16 protein-coding genes are annotated in these 17,611 nt (G+C 63.7%); 5 read left to right on the forward strand and 11 right to left on the reverse strand.

The window, feature by feature from the left end; all coding sequences use genetic code 11:
* Positions 1 to 10 precede the first annotated feature (10 nt).
* Both rpiB and E2K99_RS05220 read left to right on the forward strand, forming a co-directional pair.
* Entirely contained in the window at positions 11 to 472 is a 462-nt protein-coding gene (gene rpiB / locus E2K99_RS05215) for a ribose 5-phosphate isomerase B (protein ID WP_034340041.1), read from the forward strand.
* Positions 473 to 537: 65 nt separating this feature from the next.
* Positions 538 to 1,497 (forward strand): sugar-binding transcriptional regulator, encoded by a 960-nt coding sequence (locus E2K99_RS05220; RefSeq protein ID WP_121044224.1) that lies wholly within the window; start codon positions 538 to 540, stop codon positions 1,495 to 1,497.
* Between the two features lie 109 nt (positions 1,498 to 1,606).
* Here the strand turns inward: E2K99_RS05220 and tal are convergent, their stop codons facing one another.
* The 4 genes from tal to pgi form a co-directional block, all read right to left on the reverse strand.
* Positions 1,607 to 2,542: a transaldolase gene (tal, locus tag E2K99_RS05225; protein ID WP_034340035.1), complete on the reverse strand. Its 936-nt coding sequence runs from the start codon at positions 2,540 to 2,542 to the stop codon at positions 1,607 to 1,609.
* A gap of 105 nt (positions 2,543 to 2,647) precedes the next feature.
* Positions 2,648 to 3,502, reverse strand: coding sequence for an SIS domain-containing protein (locus E2K99_RS05230; protein WP_034310514.1), 855 nt, complete (start codon positions 3,500 to 3,502; stop codon positions 2,648 to 2,650).
* Between the two features lie 38 nt (positions 3,503 to 3,540).
* Entirely contained in the window at positions 3,541 to 5,007 is a 1,467-nt protein-coding gene (gene zwf / locus E2K99_RS05235) for a glucose-6-phosphate dehydrogenase (RefSeq protein ID WP_121044221.1), read from the reverse strand.
* Between the two features lie 51 nt (positions 5,008 to 5,058).
* The gene (gene pgi, locus E2K99_RS05240) at positions 5,059 to 6,729 is read right to left on the reverse strand and encodes a glucose-6-phosphate isomerase (protein WP_134221561.1); all 1,671 of its coding nucleotides are present in this window, start codon (positions 6,727 to 6,729) and stop codon (positions 5,059 to 5,061) included.
* 323 nt (positions 6,730 to 7,052) lie between these two features.
* Here pgi and edd point away from each other — a divergent pair, with 323 nt between their 5' ends.
* Together edd and E2K99_RS05250 are read left to right on the forward strand one after the other, a co-directional pair.
* Positions 7,053 to 8,924, forward strand: coding sequence for a phosphogluconate dehydratase (gene edd / locus E2K99_RS05245; RefSeq protein WP_134221562.1), 1,872 nt, complete (start codon positions 7,053 to 7,055; stop codon positions 8,922 to 8,924).
* A complete protein-coding gene (locus tag E2K99_RS05250) occupies positions 8,921 to 9,550 on the forward strand; it encodes a bifunctional 4-hydroxy-2-oxoglutarate aldolase/2-dehydro-3-deoxy-phosphogluconate aldolase (RefSeq protein ID WP_034336019.1) in 630 nt (209 codons plus the stop codon). The genes edd and E2K99_RS05250 overlap by 4 nt, the downstream gene beginning before the upstream one ends.
* A gap of 97 nt (positions 9,551 to 9,647) precedes the next feature.
* On the opposite strand, the gene E2K99_RS05255 is transcribed toward E2K99_RS05250, so the two are convergent.
* The 3 genes from E2K99_RS05255 to E2K99_RS05265 form a co-directional block, all read right to left on the reverse strand.
* On the reverse strand, positions 9,648 to 10,217 hold the full coding sequence (locus E2K99_RS05255) for a YdcF family protein (RefSeq protein ID WP_134221563.1): 570 nt from the start codon (positions 10,215 to 10,217) through the stop codon (positions 9,648 to 9,650).
* Positions 10,218 to 10,335: 118 nt separating this feature from the next.
* Entirely contained in the window at positions 10,336 to 11,172 is an 837-nt protein-coding gene (gene lgt / locus E2K99_RS05260; protein ID WP_121044207.1) for a prolipoprotein diacylglyceryl transferase, read from the reverse strand.
* Between the two features lie 88 nt (positions 11,173 to 11,260).
* The gene (locus tag E2K99_RS05265) at positions 11,261 to 12,163 is read right to left on the reverse strand and encodes a LysR substrate-binding domain-containing protein (RefSeq protein ID WP_205703758.1); all 903 of its coding nucleotides are present in this window, start codon (positions 12,161 to 12,163) and stop codon (positions 11,261 to 11,263) included.
* A gap of 231 nt (positions 12,164 to 12,394) precedes the next feature.
* Between E2K99_RS05265 and E2K99_RS05270 the strand changes: the two genes are divergently transcribed.
* The gene (locus E2K99_RS05270) at positions 12,395 to 12,709 is read left to right on the forward strand and encodes a c-type cytochrome (RefSeq protein WP_134221565.1); all 315 of its coding nucleotides are present in this window, start codon (positions 12,395 to 12,397) and stop codon (positions 12,707 to 12,709) included.
* Positions 12,710 to 12,799: 90 nt separating this feature from the next.
* Here E2K99_RS05270 and E2K99_RS05275 read toward each other — a convergent pair whose 3' ends face one another.
* From E2K99_RS05275 to E2K99_RS05290, 4 genes are read right to left on the reverse strand one after another with little or no spacing between them, the layout of a single operon-like run.
* Positions 12,800 to 13,804 carry a transketolase family protein gene (locus tag E2K99_RS05275; RefSeq protein ID WP_134221566.1) on the reverse strand — a complete coding sequence of 335 codons (1,005 nt, stop codon included), beginning with the start codon at positions 13,802 to 13,804 and terminating at the stop codon, positions 12,800 to 12,802.
* On the reverse strand, positions 13,801 to 14,646 hold the full coding sequence (locus E2K99_RS05280; protein ID WP_134221567.1) for a transketolase: 846 nt from the start codon (positions 14,644 to 14,646) through the stop codon (positions 13,801 to 13,803). Before E2K99_RS05280 ends, E2K99_RS05275 begins: the two co-directional genes overlap by 4 nt.
* A gap of 36 nt (positions 14,647 to 14,682) precedes the next feature.
* A complete protein-coding gene (locus tag E2K99_RS05285) occupies positions 14,683 to 16,539 on the reverse strand; it encodes a TRAP transporter large permease (protein ID WP_134221568.1) in 1,857 nt (618 codons plus the stop codon).
* Positions 16,536 to 17,582, reverse strand: coding sequence for a TRAP transporter substrate-binding protein (locus E2K99_RS05290; RefSeq protein ID WP_134221569.1), 1,047 nt, complete (start codon positions 17,580 to 17,582; stop codon positions 16,536 to 16,538). The genes E2K99_RS05285 and E2K99_RS05290 overlap by 4 nt, the downstream gene beginning before the upstream one ends.
* Between the last annotated feature and the right edge of the window lie 29 nt (positions 17,583 to 17,611).

Raw genomic sequence — 17,611 nt, forward strand, 5'->3', positions numbered from 1 at the left:
GGAGACAAGGATGAAAATAGGTATCGGATGCGACGAAGCGGCGTATGCGCTCAAGGAGGTCATCAAGGCCCATCTGGCAGGAAAGGGCCTTGACGTGGTGGACTTCGGCACCCATGATACGGAGCCCGTGATTTACCCCGACATCGCCTTTGCGGTGGCCGAACAGATCCGGCAAGGGGCGATCGGCCGCGCCGTCCTGCTGTGCGGCACGGGGATCGGCATGGCGATCTCGGCCAACAAGGTGCCGGGGGTGCGCGCGGCGCAATGCCACGACACTTATTCAGCCGAACGGGCCAGCAAGAGCAATGACGCCCAGATCATCACCCTGGGCGCACGCGTGGTCGGGAGCGAACTGGCCAAGGCCATCGTCGATACCTGGCTGGCGGCGGAGTTTTCAGGTGGGCGCTCGACCGAAAAGCTGGAGCGCATCAAAGAGTATGAACATCATTTGCACAATACCAAGCGCCCATAGGCGCAGCGCTTCCGGATGCAAGCCGGCAGTGACGCAGAGGCAAACGCAAGCCAAGGGGGGAATCCATGTCCATGGATGAATTGACGCGCCTGGCCACGCTGTATTACGTCGATGGCCTGACGCAGCAGGAGCTGTCGGAGCGCTTTTCGATTTCGCGCGCCTCGATTGCGCGCATGCTCAAGCGGGCGCAGGACGAGGGCATCGTGGAAATCCGCGTGCGCCATCATCCGGGCCAGACCATCGAGCTGGAACACGCGCTGATGCAGCGTTTCGGCATCGAGCGCGCGCTCATCTCGGTCAGCCACAACGACCAGGACCGCCAGCGCGCCATGCTGGCCGGCCTGGTGGCCAATCACCTCGACCGCAGCCTGACCGATGACAGCATCGTGGCCGTAGGCATCGGGCGCAACATCAATGCGGTGTCCGAACACGCGGTGTCCAACACGCGGCGCAGCGCCACCTTCGTCTGTGGTATCGGTGGTTACTATCGTGGTGGCGAAGCGATGAACTCCGATCACATCTGCCGTCGCCTGGCCTCGCGTTTCGGCGGCGACAGTGAAACGCTGTATGCCCCGGCACTGGTCAACAATGCGGCCATGCGCGATGCGCTGCTGGCCAATGATGCGGTCCGTCCCACGCTGGACAAGGCGCGCCGCGCGCACGTGGCACTCATCGGGGTGGGCGATATCCATGAAGACAGCCCGATGGTACGCATGGGCTGGTTCTCGCCCCAGGAAATCCTGGAGCTCAAGCGCCATGGCGCGGTAGGCGACATGATGGGCTATGACTTCATCAACATCCAGGGCGAACCCATCCGCACGGAGACGCATTCGCGCGTCATCGGCCTGACGGTGGATGACTTGCGGCGCATTCCCGACGTCATCGCGGTCGCCAGCGAAAGCGGCAAGGCCAGCGCCATGCTGGGCGCGCTGCGTACCGGCACCATCAAGACGCTGGCCACGACCGACAGCATTGCGCATACGCTGCTCACGCTGGAAGAAGCGACCAGGAAGAACGCTGCGTGAGCTGAATCGAAGGATTCCATTGCGCAATGAAGAAGGCCGCATCGTGCAGACGATGCGGCCTTCTTTTTTGGATCACGTTCGTGGACAAGGCGCAGCTGCGCCGTTCTCCTTAACGCAATGCGTCGACGATCTGCTCCAGCTTCACTGCATCAGCCGCGAACTGGCGGATGCCTTCGGCCAGTTTTTCGGTGGCCATCGCATCGCCGTTCAAGGCCAGGCGGAAGGCTTTTTCGTCCAGGGAGATGCGCTCGATATCGGCGGCATCCGCCGCTTCCTTGCTCAGCTTGCGCTCGACCGGGCCATCGGTGTCGGCCAGCTTCTGCAGCAGGTCCGGGCTGATGGTCAGCAGATCGCAACCGGCCAGCTCGACGATCTGCGAGGTATTGCGGAAGCTGGCGCCCATCACTTCAGTGGCGTAGCCGAACTTGCGGTAGTAGTTGTAGACCGCCTTGACCGACTGCACGCCCGGGTCATCGCTGCCGGTGTAGTCCTGGCCGGTGGACTTCTTGTACCAGTCATAGATGCGGCCGACGAAGGGCGAGATCAGCTGGACACGGGCTTCGGCGCAGGCAATGGCTTGCGGCAGCGAGAACAGCAGGGTCAGGTTGCAGCGGATGCCATCCTTTTCCAGGATCTCGGCGGCGCGGATGCCTTCCCAGGTGGAGGCGATCTTGATGAGCACGCGCTCGCGGGCAATGCCGGCTTCTTCGTACAGGCGGATCAGTTCGCGGCCCTTGGCCACTGTGCCCTCGGTGTCGAAGGACAGGCGTGCATCGGTCTCGGTGGAGACGCGGCCGGGGATCAGCTTCAGGATTTCCAGGCCGAAGGCGATCAGCAGGCGGTCGATGATCTCATCGGTGCTCTTGCCGGCGTGGGCCTTCACGACCGATTCCAGCAGCGGCTTGTACTCGGCCTTCTGCACCGCCTTGAGGATCAGCGAGGGATTGGTGGTGGCGTCCTGCGGGGCGAAGGCCTTCATCGCCTGGAAGTCGCCGGTATCGGCCACGATGGTGGTGTACTGCTTCAACTGGTCAAGCTGGCTCATGGAAAGTCCTGTTGCTAAAGAGAATGAAGGGGACAACGGCATTGTACGCATTGGCGCTGCGCTGTCTGTCGGTCAATGACTGATCCTTGATCCGTCGCAGTCCTCTCAACGGAAGAAGGAATCGAATTGCATGTCGAATTTCTGCAGCGATTTCTGGGCGTTCTGCATCTTCTTGCGGAATTCCGGTCCGCGTCGCAGGGCCAGGCCCACGGCGAGGATGTCGATCACCACCAGGTGCGCCAGGCGCGCCGAGATGGGCGTATAGGGATCGATGTTGAAAGACAGGTCGATGGGCACCAGCACCGTCGCCAGTTCGGCCAGCGGTGTACCGGACGGGCCCAGCACGATGATGTCGGCACCGCCCTTGCGGGCCAGCTGGATCGAGCGCAGCAGGGCGGCATTGCCGCCACGCTGCGAGATCGCCACCACGCAGTCGCCAGCCTTGAGCAGCGAGGCCGCGATGCTGTGGATGTGCGGGTCGGAGTAGGCCACCGTGGGTACGCCCGAGCGGAAGAACTTGTGCTGGGCGTCGTTGGCCACGATGCCGGAGGTGCCCTGGCCGTAGAACTCGATCTTGTTGGCGCGCGCCAGCACGTCCAGCGCCAGCTGGATCGCATCCGGGTTCAGGTGGTTGCGCAGATCCAGCAGGGTGTTGATGGAGCGGCTGCAGATCTTGTTGACCAGGTCGGCGGCGAGGTCATCCTGCGCCAGCGTTTCATCCGCACCGGGCAGGGCCAGTGCCAGGCTCTGCGCTAGCTTCAGCTTGAAGTCGTGCCAGCCCTCGTAACCGATGGCGCGGCAGAAGCGGATCACGGTCGGTTCCGAGACTTCCGCATTCTTGGCCAGCGCCGTCAGGTTCTCCGCCAGGGCCAGCTGCGGATTGGCGAGGATGGTCGCCGCCACTTTCTTCTCCGACTTGGAGAGGGAGTTGATGTGGGTGCGGATGGAATCGAGCAGCATGGACATGGCAGTGGCCTGGTGACGCTAAGCGTGTGGCCTCAGACCTCGGGCAGCGCTTCTTCGCGCCACTGCAGGCCATCGCGGCCGATCAGTGCGCTCGCGGCAGCCGGGCCCCAGGTGCCGGCGTTGTAGGGCACGGGGTCGGCTTCCTGCTGGTCCCAGTAGGTGAGGATGGGTTCGACCCATTCCCAGGCGGCTTCCAGTTCGTCGCTGCGCATGAAGAGCGTGAGGTGACCGCGCAGCACGTCCAGCAGCAGGCGCTCGTAGGCGTCCATGCGCGGGGTCTTGAACTTCTCGCGGAAGTCCAGTTCCAGTTCCACCGGGCGTAGGCGCATGCCGTCGCCGGGCTGCTTGGCCATCAGGTTCATGTGCAGACCTTCGTCCGGCTGCAGGCGGATCACCAGGCAGTTGGGCGTGTCGTTCTGATGCGCGAAGATGGCGTGCGGCACGCTCTTGAAGCGCACCACGATCTCGGCCAGCGAATCGGCCATGCGCTTGCCGGTGCGCAGGTAGAAGGGCACGCCGGCCCAGCGCCAGGTATCGATCTCGGCCTTTACGGCGACATAGGTCTCGGTGCGCGAATCGGGATTGGCGTCGGCTTCCTTGCGGTAGCCGGGCACGGCCACGCCATCCACGTGACCGGCGCGGTATTGGCCGCGCACCACGTTCATGGCCAGGGTGGTCGGGGTAAAGCGCTTGAGCGAGCGCAGCACTTTCAGTTTTTCATCGCGCACGGCGTCGGCCGAGTTCGATACCGGTGGCTCCATGGCCACGATACAGAGCAATTGCAGCAGGTGGTTCTGCAGCATGTCGCGCAGGGCACCCGAGGTGTCGTAGTAATCGAAGCGGCCACCGACGCCGAGCTCTTCGGCGATGGTGATCTGCACGTCGGAAATCCATTCACGACGCCACAGCGGTTCGAACAGCACATTGCCGAAGCGCAGCGCCAGCAGGTTCTGCACCGCCTCTTTACCGAGGTAGTGGTCGATACGGAAAATCTGCGATTCCTGGAAGTAGCGGCCCACTTGCGCGTTGATGTTGCGCGCGCTTTCGAGGTCGCGACCCAGCGGTTTTTCCAGCACCACGCGTGAGGTCGGCGTAACCAGGCCGGCCTTGGACAGGTTCTCGCAGATCGAAGCGAACAGGCTGGGCGGCGTGGCCAGGTAGAACACGCGCGCCAGGCCGTCGACTTCGCGCAGGGCTTCTTTCAGGTGGCTGAAGCTGCCGGCTTCCTTGGCATTGACCGAGGCGTATTGCAGGCGGTTGGTGAAGCGGTCCCAGACGCTGGCGTCCAGGTTGGCGGCCGGCACGTGGGGTTTGGAATCCTTTTCCACCAGCTTGAGGAAATCCTCACGCGATTTTTCATCGCGGCCCAGGCAGATGATGCGGGCATCGGCCGGCAGGTCGCGCGCGCGCTCGCGGGCGTACAGCGCCGGCAGCAGCTTGCGCATCGAGAGGTCGCCGGTGCCGCCGAATAAAACCAGATCGAAATCAGAAGTAGCCATGGTGTGTGTTGTCTCTTGTGCGTGAAGTAGCGGGTTGGCGCTACGTGGTTGCTAGCCTTGCTGCCCGGTGCGGGCTGCCTCGCGCGCCAGTGCGATCAGGGCGCTGGTGGAGGCATCGTGCCGCGCGGCATCGGGTGCGGTGTCGGATTTCAGTTCGGCCAGGATGGTCTTGGCCAGCACCTTGCCCAGTTCCACGCCCCACTGGTCAAAGCTGTTGATGCCCCAGATTGCGCCCTGCACGAAGGTCTTGTGCTCATAGAGCGCAATCATCGCGCCCAGCGCATGCGGGCTCAGTTCGGGCAGCAGCAGGGTATTGCTGGGACGATTGCCGTCAAAGGTTTTGTGCGGGATCAGGGCCGCGAGTTCCGCCTCCGGCACACCCTGTGCCTGCAGGTCGGCGCGCACTTCGTCGGCGTCCTTGCCGCGCATGAAAGCTTCCGACTGCGCGAAGCAGTTGGCCAGCAGCGCTTCCTGATGCTCGGCAATGGCGTGTGAAGGTTTGAGTACGGCGATGAAATCGATGGGCGTGATGTCCGTGCCCTGGTGCAGCAGCTGGAAATAGGCGTGCTGGCCATTGGTGCCGACGTCGCCCCAGATGGCCGGGCAGGTCTGTACCGAGACCGGTGTGCCGTCACGGGTGATGCGCTTGCCGTTGCTCTCCATGTCCAGCTGTTGCAGGTAGGCCGGGAAGAAGCGCAGCCATTGGTGATAGGGCGCAATGGTGAGCGAGGCGCTGTCGAGGAAGTTGCGGTTCCAGATCCCGACCAGGGCCTGGATCACCGGCATGTTCGATTCCAGCGGTGCTTCGCGGAAATGGCGGTCCATGGCGTGGGCGCCGGCCAGGAATTGCGCGAAGTTGTCATAGCCGATCAGCAGGGCGATCGGCAGGCCGATCGCCGACCACACCGAGTAACGGCCACCGACCCAGTCCCAGAAGGGGAACATGTTCTCGGTATCGATGCCGAAGGCCGAGACTTCTTTGGCATTGGTGGAGACGGCCACGAAGTGCTTGGCCAGATCTTCGGACTTGCCATGCTGCAAGAACCACGCGCGCGCCGACTTGGCGTTGAGCATGGTTTCCTGGGTGGAGAAGGTCTTGGAGGCGACGATGAAGAGCGTAGTCTCGGGATCGATGCGCGAGAGCACCTCATCCAGGTCATGGCCATCGACGTTGGAAACGAAATGCGCCGTCAGGCGAGCGTGGCGATAATCGCGCAGGGCGGTACAGACCATCTGCGGGCCGAGGAAGGAGCCGCCGATGCCGATGTTGACGATGTCGGTGATCTCGCGCCCGGTGTAGCCGCGCCATTGGCCGCTGCGTACGCGTTCGGAGAAGGCGCGGATGTGCTGCAAGACCGCGTGAACCTCCTGCGCCACGGGCTGTCCGTCCACTTGCGCGGTGCGATCATCAGCCGGTGCGCGCAGGGCAGTGTGCAGGACGGCGCGTTGTTCGGTAAAGTTGATCTTCTCGCCGCTGAACATGGCTTCGCGCAGGGTTTCCACGCCGCGCTCGCGGGCCAGGCTCAGCAGCAGGTCCAGCGTATCGGCATTGAGGCGGTTCTTGGAGTAGTCCAGCAGCAGCCCGGCGGCACGCACGTGCATGCGCTCGAAACGGTCGGGCTGTTGGGCGAACAGGTCGCGCAGATGCCATTGAACTGCCGTAGCGTGATGTGCTTGCAATGCCTGGAAGGCGGCCGTGTCGGTCAGGGCGGTGGTATGCATGAGTTGGGTGTCGGTTGGCTGTCTTGACCTGGTTGGCAGCGCGGCCGGCCGTGGTCATGTTCTCGGGGCAACGCGGTTGACTATACATCAAATGTCGCCAAAGTGGTAGTTTCACTACAGTTTATGACCGGCCCGTTACATTGCCGTGCGGCATCGGCGCGCTGCGCCCCAAAGCCGGAAGTGATAAGGGTTTTGAAGTGGAATGATGTTGACCAATGAAAAGACGGGCGCGACTGGCCTGCTGCAGTGCTCTAAGTGTATGATTTCATTCGGCCAAAATTGTGTAGTAAAATTACAGTGTTAACGCTAACAGGAAACCGACAATGTCTCTCAACGCTACCTTAGCCAGCGTCACCCAACGCATCGCCGAACGTAGCCGTCCTTACCGGACCGCTTATCTCGAACGCCTGGAAGCCGCGCGCCGCAAGGGCGCGCAGCGTGGCGCGCTGGCCTGCACGAACCTGGCGCACGGCTTCGCCGCCTTCCCCGCCAATGACAAGCTGAAGTTGAAGGAAGACAAGGCTCCGTCGCTGGCCATCGTCTCGGCCTACAACGACATGCTGTCGGCGCACCAGCCCTTCGAGCGTTTCCCCCAGATTTTGAAAGAAGCCGCGCGTGAAGCCGGTGCCGTGGCGCAATTCGCTGGCGGCACCCCGGCCATGTGCGATGGCGTGACCCAAGGCCAAGCCGGCATGGAGATGTCGCTGTTTTCGCGCGACGCCATCGCCATGGCCACTGCCATCGCGTTGTCGCACAACATGTTCGATGCGGCGCTGTACCTGGGCGTATGCGACAAGATCGTGCCGGGCCTGTTGATCGGCGCGCTGCATTTCGGCCATCTGCCGGCCGTGTTCGTGCCTGCCGGTCCGATGACCAGCGGCATGAGCAACAGCGACAAGGTCAAGATCCGCCAGCTCTACACGGCTGGCAAGATCGGCCGCGCCGAGCTGCTGGAAGCGGAATCGAAGTCCTATCACGGGGCCGGTACCTGCACCTTCTACGGCACCGCCAACAGCAACCAGATGCTGATGGAAGCCATGGGCCTGCACCTGCCGGGCGCAGCCTTCATTACCCCCAACACGCCGCTGCGCGATGCGCTGACCGCTGCGGCCGCCAAGCAGGCTGCCAAGATCACCGACCTCGGTTCGCAATACACGCCGGTGGGCCGCATGATCGATGAAAAGTCCATCGTCAATGCCATCGTCGCGCTGCACGCTACCGGTGGCTCCACCAATCACACGCTGCACCTGGTTGCCATCGCCAAGGCCGCCGGCATCGTGATCGACTGGGACGATTTCGACAAGCTCTCGGCCGTGGTGCCGCTGATCACCAAGATCTACCCCAACGGTACGGCCGACGTGAACCACTTCCATGCGGCGGGTGGCACCGGCTTCGTGCTGCGTGAGCTCATCGATGCCGGCCTGATGCATGACGACGTCACCACCATCCTGGGCCAGGGCCTGCGCCAGCACTGCAAGGAGCCGATGCTGGCAGCTGAAGGCGAGAACGGCCGTCCCGGCATCGTCACCTGGCACGATGCTCCCGCCACGAGCGGCGACGAAGGCGTGCTGGGCACGGTGGCCAAGCCGTTTGCAGCCGATGGTGGCCTGAAGCTGCTGCAGGGCAACCTCGGCCGCGCGGTCATCAAGATCTCGGCGGTCAAGCCCGAGCATCGTGTGGTGGAAGCACCTGCCGTGGTATTCCATTCGCAGGAATCCTTCATGGCCGCCTTCAAGGCCGGCGAGCTGGATCGCGACTTCGTGGCCGTCATCACCTTCCAGGGTCCGCGTGCCAATGGCATGCCGGAGCTGCACTCGCTGACTCCGGCGCTGGGCATCCTGCAGGACAAGGGCCGTCACGTGGCGCTGGTGACCGATGGCCGCATGTCGGGCGCATCGGGTAAAGTACCGGCCGCGATCCACGTTACGCCGGAAGTGCTGGGCGGTGGTCCGCTGGGACGCGTTCGCACCGGTGACATCATTCGCCTGGACGCCGATGCGGGTACGCTGCAAGCCAAGGTGGAGGCAGCCGAGTGGGAAGCACGTGGCCTGGACAGCAGCGACCTGTCGGGCAATCAGCACGGCATGGGCCGCGAATTGTTCAGCCTGTTCCGCAACGCGGTGGGAACCGCAGAAGAGGGTGGCGCCACCTTTGGCCTGCCGCCGATTTTTGAGAAAGAGAAAGTCACGGTATGAAGACCACACTGGAAATCATGCGCGCCTCGCCGGTCATCCCGGTGATCGCCATCGACAAGTTCGAACACGCCGTGCCGCTGGCACGCGCCCTGGTCGCGGGCGGGATCCGCGTGCTGGAAATCACCCTGCGCACCGAACACGGCCTGCCGGCTATCCGTGCGATTGCCGAGTCGGTGCCGGACGCCATCGTGGGCGTGGGTACGCTGACTTCGCCCGAAGAGTTCACTGCTTCGCGTGATGCAGGTGCGGTCTTTGGCGTCTCGCCGGGCCTGACCCCGGCGCTGATCGAAGCGGCCAAGCGCAGCGGCCTGCCGCTGCTGCCGGGCGTGATGACGCCTTCCGAAGTGATGGCCGCGCGCGAAGCGGGCTTCCGTCAGTTGAAGCTGTTCCCGGCCGTGCCGGCCGGTGGCGTGGGCATGCTCAACGGTATTGCCGGTCCCTTGTCCGATGTGTCGTTCTGCCCGACGGGCGGTATTACGCAAGAGACGGCACCGCAGTTCCTGGCGTGCAAGAACGTCGTGTGCGTAGGCGGCTCCTGGCTGACCCCGAAGGCGGCCATCGAGGCCGGTGACTGGGACAAGATCACCGAGATCGCCAAGGCGGCGGCTGCGTTGAAGAAGGCTTGAGTTTTCCACAGCCTTGAGAGAGGACGGTGCCGGGTTTTTCCGGCCGTCTGATCGAATCAAAAAAGCCCCGGTTTGCAGCCGGGGCTTTTTGTTTTGGTCATTGTCTGCTGCCCAGCCAGTAGGCTGGTAGTGCGATCATTTCGCGTGCGAGGGAATAGAAATCACGGGCTTCAAAGTAGTTCGCATGTGCTGAATGAACGGTGTCGATGCCGACGCGGTGCAGCGCGTAACGGCTGCGCGGAATGTGGAAGAACTGCGTGACGACCAGGGCGCTGCGTAAGCCCTGGGCCTGCATGATCGCTGCGCTGTTGACCGCCGATGCCATGGTCGTGTTGCCCTGCTCATCCAGAAGGATGGCCGAACGGGGAACGGATTGTACTTCGCTCAGGTAGGTGGCCATGACTTGCGCCTCGCTGAAGCCTTCCTTACCCGTGCCTCCGCTGACGATGATGTGCCGGAACATGCCTTGCCGATACAGTTCGGCGGTCTTGTCCAGTCTTGCGCGCAGGCGGTCAGAAGGCGTGCCGTCCGGCATGACCTTGGAGCCGAGCACGATGCCTGCATCGCTCTTCTGGATGTCATCGAGCAGGCCGGTCAGTACGATGCCCAGCAGGCATGTCATGACGATCAAGAGGACGCTTGTCGTGATGATGATGAGTCGTTTCATTGGAGTGGTCGGAGGGTGATTGCAGGGTGATGAATCAAGAAAAAAGGGCGGGCGCGATGGATATCGCTGCCCGCCCTTTTTGCCTGTCTTTGTTTTTCTTTTACCAGTTTTTGCTTGTCTAGTTCTTGGCCACTACTGCCGGCTCCACCGGCGCTTGCGCCTGCTGCCTGAGCCTGTAAGCCAGCACCAGCAAGATGATCCCCAGCACGATCATCGGCACCGACAGCATCTGCCCGGCCGAGATGGTGATGCCACCGAAATGCACCTCATAATCCGGCACGCGGAAGTACTCGGTGAAGAAGCGCGCGCAGCCATACAGCAGCGAGAACATGCCCGCCACCGCCATGCGCGGACGTGAGTGGCGCGCGAAGATCCACAGGATGATGAACAGCAGGATGCCATCGACCAGCATCTGGTAGATCGGCGAAGGATGGCGCGGGATGTTGTCGACGTTGGGCCAGATCATGGCCCAGGGCAGCGAAGGATCGGCCGGACGGCCCGGCAGTTCTGCATTGATGAAGTTGCCCAGGCGGCCGGCCGCGTACCCCAGCGGCACCATCGGTGCGATGAAGTCCATGATGTCCATCAGGTTGCGGCCGCGCTTGCGGCCCCACAGGTACATCGCCAGCATCACGCCCAGGAAGCCGCCGTGGAAGGACATGCCGCCCTTCCAGACCGCGATCATGTCGGCCGGATGCGCAAAGTAATACGCCGGGTTGTAGAACAGGATCTCGCCCAGCCGCCCGCCCAACACCACCCCGAGCACGCCATAGAAGAGCATGTCGTCGAGGTCTTCCTTCTTCCAGCCGACGGCGGCGATGTGCGGCTGCTTGATGCGCAGGCGTCCCAGCGCAATGAATTGGGCAAAGGCCAGCAGGTACATCAGGCCATACCAGTGGACGGCCAGCGGCCCGATGTGGATGGCGATCGGGTCGGGCATGGGGTGGACTAGCATGAGTTTGATCTTTCTGTTGTTGGGCGGAACGGCGGTTGGAGCACGCCGCCTTGCGCAAGTTCGCAGCAGCGATTCCCGTGCAATGGGATCAGGCGGGCATCTCCAGGAGATCCAGCAGGGCACGCAGCACGCCGGACGGGTTGTCGCGCCGCCAGGCCAGGCCGGTCTGGATTTCCGGTGCCGCATCCGAGAGCCGGCGATAGTCCACGCCCGGGCGTTTCAAATTCGAGACGGATTGTGGCACAAGCGCCATTCCCATGCCAGCCGAGACCAGGCCGACGATGGTCTGCATCTGGATCGCCTCCTGGCCGATATGGGGCGTCACGCCCGCATCGCGAAAGCAGGACAGGATGGTGTCATGGAAGGCCGGTGCAATGCGGCGCGGGAAAATGATCAGCGGCAGCTCGCGCAGGCTCTTGAGCGACACCGGTCCGCGTCTCTTGACCGCGCCTTCGGGCAGCGCCGCAATCAGCGGCTCCGACAGCACCGGACGCACATCCAGCACGGCGGCGGCTTTCTCCGGCAGCGGCGGCAGCAGCAGGCCGGCGTCGATCTTGCCCTGCATCAGGTCTTCCAGCTGGATATCGGTGGTGGCTTCGCGCAATTCGATCTGGACTTGCGGATAACGCGCCCGGAAGCGCTGCAGGAGCGGGGGCAGGATGCTGTAGTCCGCACTCGATATGAAGGAAAGCGATAAAAGTCCGGAGGCCCCGCTGGCCGCGCGCCGGGCCAGGTCGGGCAGGGCGGCGGCCTGTTGCAGGATGCGCTGGACCTCCGGCAGCAATGCCTCGCCGGCCGGCGTGAGCGCCACGCTGCGCTTGGTGCGCTGGAACAGGGGCGTACCCAGTTGCTCTTCCAGCGCGGCGATGGTCTGCGACAGCGGCGGCTGGGTCATGTGCAGGCGCGCGGCGGCGCGGCCGAAATGCTTTTCCTCGGCGACGGCGGCAAAGTAGCGCAGCTGGCGCAATTCCAGGCGGGGATGGTCGGACATGGACTGATATCGGATCCGAATGAGTCGGGCGTCCATGATATCCCCGGCCTTGCAACGCGACAAGGCGAGGATGGCGTGATATTTCCGTCATGGAATTTGATCTATGACAGATATACGCGAGGGCAGATAGAGGGTGCGTGGCGAAGCCGGGTAGAATAGCCCCGCCTGCGAAGCGCCTGGAGAATGCCGCTGCAGGCGTGACCGTCGTCCACCGCTTGCTGAGGAGCCCCCATGAAATACCTGTTGTTGATCGCCACCCTGGTGGCCGGTTCGGCCATTTCCGCCGAAGCCATGGCCAATGCGCAACTGGCCAAGTCCAAGAATTGCATGGCCTGCCACTCGGTGGACGCCAAGATCGTCGGCCCCGCCTTCAAGGAAGTGGCCAAGAAATACGCCGGCCAGAAGGATGCCGAAGCCAAGCTGACCCAGAAGGTCCTCAACGGCGGTAGCGGTGTCTGGGGCGCGGTAGCGATGCCGGCCAACAAGGGCCAGGTGACCGAGGCTGAGGCGAAGGAGCTGGTGAAGTGGGTGCTGAGTCTGAAATAAGCCTCAGCAAACCGCCATGAGAAAAGGAGACCGAGGTCTCCTTTTTTATCGTCTGCATGTCGGTCTGCGTCCGTATGCGCGGACAAGCGATTACTTCAACCACTCCCTGATCCGCCGGCTCAGCACCTCGCAACTGATCCCATAGCGGTCATGCAAGGTCGGCAGCGCCCCCGCATCGAGGAAGGCATCCGGCAAGCCGGCCATCTGGAAGCCCGCCGGCTGCACCCGGTGGCGCATCAGCGTGGTGGCAACGATCTCGCCCAGGCCGCCGATGACCGAATGGTTCTCGGCTACCACCACCAGGCGGTTCTTCTTGCTGACCTGCTGCACCACCGTGGCTTCGTCAAAGGGCTTGATGGTCGGGCAGTGCAGCACGCCCACGCTGACGTTGTCGGCCTCCAGCGCCTTGGCCACTTCCAGCGCGCGCATGGTCATGAAGCCGCTGGAGATGATGAGCACGTCGTTGCCATCGCGGATCTCCTTGGCTTTGCCCAGCTCGAACTGGTAGTCGTATTCATCCAGCACCAGCGGCACGTTGCCGCGCGCCAGGCGCATGTAGACCGGGCCCTGGTGCGCCGCGATCTGCGGCACCGCCTGTTCCAGGTCCAGCGCATCGCAGGGGTCGACGATGGTCATGCCCGGAATGGCGCGCATCATCGCCAGGTCTTCGGTGGCCTGGTGGCTGGGGCCGTAACCGGTAGTCAGGCCGGGCAGTGCGCAGCAGATCTTCACGTTCAGGTTTTCTTCGGCGATCACCTGGTGGATGAAGTCATACGCACGCCGGGTGGCAAAGACCGCATAGGTGGTGGCGAAGGGCACCAGTCCCTCCTTGGCCATGCCGCCGGCGGCGGCCATGAGCAACTGCTCGGCCATGCCCATCTGGAAGAAGCGCTCGGGATACGCCTTCTGGAACAGATGCAGGTCGGTGTACTTGGCCAGGTCAGCGGTGAGGCCCACGATCTCGGGGCGGTCCGCAGCGTATTCCACCAGGGCCTTGCCGAACGGGGCCGCCTGCACGCGCTGCCCCTCGGCGGCGATGGAGGCGATCATGGCCGAAGTGGTCAGGCGCGGTTTCTTCTCTGCGACGGTGTTCATGCTTGGCTTCCTTGTTGATAAGACTGGTCGAGGATGGACAGCGCCTGCTGCCATTCGGGCGGATCCACACGGATGAAGTGGTTCTTCTCGCGCTGCTCCAGGAAGGGCACGCCCTTGCCCATCAGGGTATCGAACAGGATCACGCGCGGCTTGGCGTCCTTGAGGTGGCGGGCATTGTCGAAGGCCCGCACCACGGCGGCCAGGTCATTGCCATCAACCCGCTGCACGTACCAGCCGAAGGACGCCCACTTGTCAGCCAGCGGCTCAAAGCCCATCACCTTGCTGGAAGGACCATCGGCCTGCTGGTTGTTGATGTCGACCAGGCAGATCAGGTTGCCCAGCTGGTGGTGGGCCGCGCCCATGGCGGCTTCCCAGGTCGAGCCTTCATCCAGCTCGCCATCGGACATGGAGTTGTAGACGAAGGCCGCATTGTTGTTGTAGCGCAGGCCCAGCGCCATGCCCACGCCGATGGCCAGGCCCTGGCCCAGCGAGCCGCCGGAGATTTCCATGCCCGGCGTATAGGTCGCCATGCCCGACATGGGCAGGCGGCTGTCATCGCTGCCGTAGGATTCCAGCTCTTCATCGGGGACGATGCCGGCCTCGATCAGGGCGGCATACAGGGCGATGGCGTAGTGCCCGTGCGAGAGCAGGAAGCGGTCGCGGCCGTTCCACTCCGGATCATCCGGGCGCAGTTGCACGGCGTGCTTGTAGGCCACGGCCAGCACGTCGGCCCAGCCCAGCGCCTGGCCGATGTAGCCCTGGCCCTGGACCTCGCCCATGCGCACGGCATTGCGGCGGATGCGGTATGCGCTTGCGCGCAGGTTTGCCAAATTGTCAGACATTGCGAGTCCTTGCTAGAGGAATGAAAACGTAAAAAATCACAGGAAGCCAATCGAAAACCACGGCACGAAGGCGACGATCAGCAGGCCCACCACCAGCGCGCCGAGATACGGCCAGATGCGCTTGACGGCGACGTCCGGATGCACGCGGCCGATGGTGCAGGCGGCGTAGTAGCCCAGGCCGAAGGGCGGTGCGAACAGGCCCACGCCCATGGAGAGGATGATGACCATGGCGTAATGCACCTCATGCACGCCGATGGCCTTGGCCACCGGGAACAGCAGCGGCGCGAACAGCACCATGGCGGGGATGCCCTCCAGCACGCTGCCCAGCACGATGAAGGCGGCGATCGACACCAGCAGGAAGCCATACTTGCCCCCCGGCACACTGGTCATGGCCTCGGCCAGCGCATGCGAGAAGCCCGACTGCGTCAGCGCCCACGACATGCCGGTAGCGGTGCCGATGATGAACAGGATCGCGCCCGACAAGGCAGCGGTGTCGACCAGCATCGGATAGAGCCGCTTCCAGTCGAACTGGCGATACACCAGCAGACCCGCCACCACCGAATAGGCAATGCCGATGGTGGAAACCTCGGTGGCCGTGGCCACCCCTTCGACCACGGCCGTGCGGATCAGGATCGGCAGCAGCAGCGCGGGCAGGGCGATGATGAGCGTGCGCAGCACCACGCGGCCGGGCGCGCGCTGGATGCCTTCGAGGATCTCGGCACTGCGCCAGCGCGCCAGGATTGCCAGCAGCACGGCCAGCACGATGCCCGGCATGATGCCGCCGGTGAACAGCGCCGCAATCGATACCCCCGCCACCGAGCCGATGGTGATCAGCACCAGCGAGGGCGGAATGGTCTCGGCCATGGCACCGGAGGCTGCCAGCAGCGAAATGAGTTCACCCTCGTGATTGCCACGCCGCTTCATCTCCGGCAGCAGCACCGGAGCCACCGCCGCCATGTCGGCGGTCTTGGCGCCGGAGATGCCCGAGACCAGCAGCATCGCCCCCAGCAGCACGTAGTTCAGCCCACCGCGCACGTGGCCCAGCAGCGACGCCAGGAAATCCACCATGGCCTTGGCCATGCCGGTCATTTCCACCAGATGGCCCAGCAGGATGAACAGCGGCACGGCCAGCAGGATCAGCGAGGACATGCCTTCATCGAAGCGTCCCGCCACCACCGCCAGCGGGCTGGTGGTGACCGTGAGCATGAAGGCCACCGTCGCCAGGCCGAAGCAGAAGGCGATGGGAATGCCCAGCAGCACCGACACGCCCAGTACCACACCGAAGAACACCACCAGGTTCCAGTTGCCGATGGCCTGCAGCCAGCCTGCGCCCAGATACATGGCACCGGCCACCACGGCCAGCAGGGCCACCACGCCGGCCAGGTCGACCAGCTTCTGGCGCGAGATGCGCAGCAGCGACAGCGCAATCATCAGCGCCGCACCGACTGCCACGGCAGCGGCTCGTACGGTGTTGGGCCAGCCCAGCGCCGGGGTCTGCACGAACATTTCGTCTTCGGCGTATTCCCACATCGGATGCATCAGGATCAGCAGCATCACGCAGGGCGCGATGATGGCCAAGGCTTCGGCCCAGGCCTTGCCGCGTTCGCTCATGAAGCCCACCAGCACGGTGGTGCGCATGTGGGTGCCGCGCCGCAGGGCCACGGCCGCGCCCAGGTTGGCCAGCCAGAGGAACAGGATGGAGGCCAGTTCATCCGCCCAGGGGATCGGGTTGTTGAAGATGAAGCGCATGATCACGCCCGCCAGCAGGACCACCACCTCGCCCACCACCAGCGCCGCGGCGGGGATCTCGATGGCCAGGCCCAGCCAGTTTTCCAGGCGCGCGGCCAAGGAGCGATCATCCGTCACCGGCTGCTCCAGCGACAGGGCGCTCATCCCAGGCTCCCGACGGCGTTCTGCAGCAGCTTCCAGGCATCGTCACCGAACTTGGCGCGCATGTCCTTGTAGAAGTTGGCCTGCGCCAGTGCGGCCTTGAAGGAATCCTTGTCGGCCTCGATGATCTGCACGCCCTTGCCCTGCAGGTCATTGCGGGCGAAGCCGGCCAGCGAGGCGATGTCGGCGCGTTCGTCCGTGGCAGCCTTGTCCAGTTCGCGGCGCACGATTTCCTGGATGTCCTTGGGCAGCTTCTCGAAGGCGCGGCGGTTGCCGAGGATCCAGTAAGCATCCCACACGTGGTTGGAGATGGTGCAGAACTTCTGCACTTCGTACAGGCGCGCGGTGCTGATGATGGCCAGCGGGTTTTCCTGGCCTTCGACCAGCTTGGTCTGCAGCGACGAATAGACTTCGTTGAAGTTGATCGGCGTCGGGCTGGCACCCAGTGCGGTGAAGAGCGAGGTCAGCATCGGTGCCGCCGGCACGCGCAGCTTCAGGCCCTTGAGGTCGCCCGCAGTCTTGATCGGTTTGGTCGAGGTGGTGATCTGGCGGAAGCCGTTGTCCCAGGGCTTGGACATGGTCAACAGGCCGACCTTCTCGATCTGCGCGCGCACATAGGCACCCAGCGGGCCATCCATGGCCTGCCAGACTTCCTTGTAGTCGTGGAAGGCGAAACCGGTGTTGACGATGCCGGCTGCCGGCACCAGGGTCGACAGCACCACGCTGGCCTGGTTGAAGAATTCCACGCCGCCATTGCGGATCTGCGACATCAGGTCGGTATCCGAACCCAGCTGGTTGGCCGGGAACAGCTTGATGTCCAGCCGGCCGCCGGTGGCTTCGCGGATGCGGTCGATGGCCTGCTGCGCACGCTTGTTGACCGGGTGCGACGGATCTTGTCCGGTGGCGAACTTGTAGTTGAACTCGGCCGCATGGGCCGGACGGCTCATGATGGAAAACAGCGGCAGCGCCGCACCCACGGCACCGGCCTTGAGCAGCTGGCGGCGGCTCAGGGTGGTCTTGCGGGGTTTGCTGTTGTCTTGGGTCATCTCTGGTCTCCTGTTTGTTCTGATAGCGG

The organism is Herbaspirillum huttiense (genome assembly GCF_004367745.1).
Taxonomy (GTDB): Bacteria; Pseudomonadota; Gammaproteobacteria; order Burkholderiales; family Burkholderiaceae_D; genus Herbaspirillum; species Herbaspirillum huttiense.

Excerpts from the sequence above, each read along its gene's own strand:
- rpiB (WP_034340041.1), top strand. The coding sequence starts at position 11 with ATGAAAATAGGTATCGGATGCGACGAAGCGGCGTATGCGCTCAAGGAG.
- E2K99_RS05220 (WP_121044224.1), top strand. The coding sequence starts at position 538 with ATGTCCATGGATGAATTGACGCGCCTGGCCACGCTGTATTACGTCGAT.
- tal (WP_034340035.1), bottom strand. The coding sequence starts at position 2,542 with ATGAGCCAGCTTGACCAGTTGAAGCAGTACACCACCATCGTGGCCGAT.
- E2K99_RS05230 (WP_034310514.1), bottom strand. The coding sequence starts at position 3,502 with ATGCTGCTCGATTCCATCCGCACCCACATCAACTCCCTCTCCAAGTCG.
- zwf (WP_121044221.1), bottom strand. The coding sequence starts at position 5,007 with ATGGCTACTTCTGATTTCGATCTGGTTTTATTCGGCGGCACCGGCGAC.
- pgi (WP_134221561.1), bottom strand. The coding sequence starts at position 6,729 with ATGCATACCACCGCCCTGACCGACACGGCCGCCTTCCAGGCATTGCAA.
- edd (WP_134221562.1), top strand. The coding sequence starts at position 7,053 with ATGTCTCTCAACGCTACCTTAGCCAGCGTCACCCAACGCATCGCCGAA.
- E2K99_RS05250 (WP_034336019.1), top strand. The coding sequence starts at position 8,921 with ATGAAGACCACACTGGAAATCATGCGCGCCTCGCCGGTCATCCCGGTG.
- E2K99_RS05255 (WP_134221563.1), bottom strand. The coding sequence starts at position 10,217 with ATGAAACGACTCATCATCATCACGACAAGCGTCCTCTTGATCGTCATG.
- lgt (WP_121044207.1), bottom strand. The coding sequence starts at position 11,172 with ATGCTAGTCCACCCCATGCCCGACCCGATCGCCATCCACATCGGGCCG.
- E2K99_RS05265 (WP_205703758.1), bottom strand. The coding sequence starts at position 12,163 with ATGTCCGACCATCCCCGCCTGGAATTGCGCCAGCTGCGCTACTTTGCC.
- E2K99_RS05270 (WP_134221565.1), top strand. The coding sequence starts at position 12,395 with ATGAAATACCTGTTGTTGATCGCCACCCTGGTGGCCGGTTCGGCCATT.
- E2K99_RS05275 (WP_134221566.1), bottom strand. The coding sequence starts at position 13,804 with ATGAACACCGTCGCAGAGAAGAAACCGCGCCTGACCACTTCGGCCATG.
- E2K99_RS05280 (WP_134221567.1), bottom strand. The coding sequence starts at position 14,646 with ATGTCTGACAATTTGGCAAACCTGCGCGCAAGCGCATACCGCATCCGC.
- E2K99_RS05285 (WP_134221568.1), bottom strand. The coding sequence starts at position 16,539 with ATGAGCGCCCTGTCGCTGGAGCAGCCGGTGACGGATGATCGCTCCTTG.
- E2K99_RS05290 (WP_134221569.1), bottom strand. The coding sequence starts at position 17,582 with ATGACCCAAGACAACAGCAAACCCCGCAAGACCACCCTGAGCCGCCGC.